This window comes from Pelatocladus sp. (genome assembly GCF_059505505.1).
In genome coordinates this window covers 1-3,703 of the sequence record NZ_JCACKS010000164.1, presented here as the reverse complement: position 1 = coordinate 3,703, position 3,703 = coordinate 1, and the positions used below count along the sequence as shown (strand labels likewise).

General features: G+C 45.0%; 1 protein-coding gene. It reads left to right on the top strand.

The features are described 5' to 3' along the window. Window positions 1–794: 794 nt before the first annotated feature. Window positions 795–3,703 (top strand): DUF3854 domain-containing protein (locus AC5JMK_RS13425; RefSeq protein ID WP_495910322.1); only part of this gene is annotated, 2,909 nt, incomplete at its 3' end.

Sequence of the window (3,703 nt, the reverse complement as noted above, 5' to 3'; positions counted from 1 at the left end):
GTGACATCAGGCGTTGACAATTTTGAGCGTACCTCCATGAGTGCAAAGAGATCAAGGTTAACTACAAGGAGGTAAAAAAGAAAACATTATTTAACTAGTCAGAATGGGGAGGCGAGCCGTTAGACAACAGTGTTGGCAGAGACTTGGCGGTTGAAACCAACGAACTGTATGGGACTAGCGGCATCTCACGACTCAGCCAGTGCAAGCAATCTTGCCTTCTTTTTGAAGACAACACAGAGTGTGGCAACAGCGATAATGCTTTTGCCCGTTTTTCATTGCCTTTGTACGCAATACTAACATACAAGGGCAAGGGAAGAACAGACTTTTTTTTCAAAAAATTTGCTCAATTTTGAAAAAGTGTCTGGCTCTACAATTTCTTGTCTACCCTGATTGTGAAAAACGACTTAAATCACTGCCTTGTAAAAAGAAATCGGCTGGCTACTCACAGGCAGACACAAGACTGGCAATCGCCAAGCACATGGTTTGCTACTCAAGCAACCAACCACTAAAAACAACCAAATTTAATTTAACAATGTCTGTGTGATCTAGGCAAAGCTAGCTTGTACTGTAATCAAGTGGCATCAAATGACTAAAACCTTTACTACGAGATCCCAAAGATTTCAGAAAAATCTAGTTTTTGGCAGAAGTTGAGAGAAAGGGAAAATACATCCTTTACCCCCTTTCCAAATAACTGCTACGAAGTCAATTAATGCCGTAATACTTGAAAGCGTTGCAGCGCTAGTATTGCTGAAGATTGTGGGTAGCCCCGATGAACACACATCGGAGTTACAAAAATGGACTACACCAGCGAAAACAATGTGTTTAACCCATTAATCCAAAAGCATTGGCAGGAATGGGTTGTAGGTTCAGCAGTTGACAATCAGCTTGCACAATTAAATGTTCGTTCTGTGATTGGTCAGGAAGTTTATGAATATTTACTTTACGCCCTAGACCAGACAGCAAGACGTAATGATGGACGACTGCGAGACTACTATTTAAGAAAATATGCCCACATCGAATTTGGGGGATGGTGGGTAAGCGGACTAGATCCACTTAACAACTGGGACATAATGGAATGGGGACGGTTGAAGCCTGATAATCCCCGGATTGACTTTGAAAAAGACAATAAGGGTCTGTTTGGTACCAATATTGTCGGGGGCAATGCAAAACCCATCAAATACGAATCTCCACCACTGACCCCCAACCGCATCACCTATTTTAATGTCCCAGAACACTTATGGAACAAAGTTGCCCAAAAGTACAACATCAAGCGCTATCTTTCTCCCCTGGCACTGCGTCTATTTGATAGATTGCATCCACGCTTATTCTGGGAATGGGTGCAGTTACATTCAGAAATCCCCGTAATAATTTGTGAGGGCGAGAAAAAAGCCGCTTGTTTGTTAAGTCTTGGGTATGTGGCTGTAGCCTTACCTGGAATTTGGAACGGGCGAGTTGGTAAAAAAGATTTTGATGAACGTCTGCATCCTGACTTAATGCCATTGGCGCAACCGGGACGCAAGTTTATTATTCTCTTCGATTATGAGACTAAACCCAAAACCCGTTGGTCAGTTTACCAGGCAACTATTCGTACAGGCAAGGCAATTGAAGCTGTTGGTTGTAGCTGCGAAGTCGCACAATTGCCAGGACCAGAAAAAGGGATTGATGATTGGGTGATAGCACTTGGCACAAGAGGCAAGGGGGCAGGGGGTAGGGGGCAGGGAGCGGGGAGCACTTTGCAGGGAGCACTTTGCAGGGAGCAGGGAGATAAAATTTCCCCCTTGCACCCCGCAAAGAGCCCCTCTGCTTCTTTCCCCCTGCCCCCCGCCCCCTGCACCCTTGCCTCTTCTTGCGTGACTACGCTGATTGACGATGCATTTACATTGAGAGAATATCAAAAATCATTTTTTCTCAATCAAAACAGAGGACTACGCAAGTATAAACCTGATATTAAGGTCAACAGTCGCTTTCTCACAGATGCCATAAAAAAACTCCCCTCAACAGGACTAGTATGTTTGCTGTCTGATATGGGTACGGGTAAAACCGAATTTTTAGCACGCTGGCGAAAACAGCACCCGCAACTGCGGTTTTTAAACAATGGGCATCGAGTAAACCTGCTCAAAAACTTGAGTGAACGGCTAACAACACAGATGTATTCTCAGATCGGAGCTGGGAAGTTAAGTTCCGCTGATGCCCTGAGCATTACTGTTGATTCACTCTACAAAATGGCTAGCGATCTGCAAGCTTACGATTGCATATTTATTGATGAAGCCTGCCAATATGTAGCTCATCTGCTGAAATCGAAAACTTGTAAACAGCATCGCGCTCTGATTTTAGAGGTTCTAGAATCTCTAGTTCATCAAGCTTCTTTGGTAGTGCTGGCAGATGCCCACCTGGACGATATAACGATTGACTTTTTCCGAGCAATGCGTCCCGAGGGCGATCAACCTTACATTATTTTAAATGAGTGGAAATCTTCTGGACGCCAAGTTTATTGGTACGAGGGTAGCAACAGTAGCACCCTAGTAGCACAGATTCATGCCGCAGTTATGGCAGGACAAAAATGCTATGTCGCATATGATAGTAAGCGGTTTATCAAAAAACTTGAACGCACCCTATTGGATGCAGGGGAGCGGAGGAGCGGAGGAGCCGAGGGGGAAGAAGCATGGGTGCAGGAAACAGGGAGAAAGGGAGAAATTCCTCCCCCTGCTCCTCTGCCCCTCTGCCCCTCTGCTCCCTCTGCTTCAGAAGCTCTAGAATCAGATCACAGACTGAGGATCTGGGCAATTCACTCAGAAAATTCTGGTAGCGAAGAGAATGTCATATTTATTAAAGAAATCAACACAGCAATTCAAAATATCGATGTGATATTAACCACTCCTAGTTTAGGAACCGGAGTTGACATTAGTGCCCCTCATTTTAACGTAATTTTTGGTGTGTTTCATGCTGTATCCCAAGCAGCTACTGAATGCGCCCAAATGTTGTGGCGTATTCGTGACAATCTACCGATGCATATTTGGGTAGCTCCTCGCCCACCATTTGGCTACGCCGAAACCAATGCTAGGCTCCTTAAAGAAAAAATCCTCCAAAAAAACGAGATGACCGCTTTTTTGCTCCGCATCAACAGAGAAACTGGTAAACGGGGGGCAGAGAAGGATTGGGCGTTGGATGCCAGTTGTCAGATTGAAGCTCAAAGAAATTGGTCAATCAATAATCTTAGAACTGACTTGCGTACACTGCTTGAACACATGGGCAATACAATTATTCCTATGGGTGATGAATTTTCTCAAGTCGTCAATGGTGCTCTGCAAGCCGCAGCTTCTACAATTAACGCCGAACATTGTACCAAAGTTGCCAACGCCAAAGATATTGATCGCTTGACCTACGAAATTAGACAACACCAGGACTACCTTAAACCAGAAGAAGTTTACGAGTGTGAAAAATTCCGAATTAGAGACGCTTACGGAATGGAAGTCACACCAGAACTAGTAAACAGAGATGATGGAGGACGACTTATCCGTAAGCTAATTGACTTAGAGGCCATTTTAGCCAAACCAGAGGAAGCAGGGGGCAGGGAGCACTTTGCAGGGAGCGGGGAGCGGGGTGTAGGGAGCGGGGAGCAGGGAGATAAAATTTCACCCTTGCACCCTGCGCCCCCTGCCTCTTTCGTGTTGCCACCACAACTAGTTGCAAATCGTGATCTTGC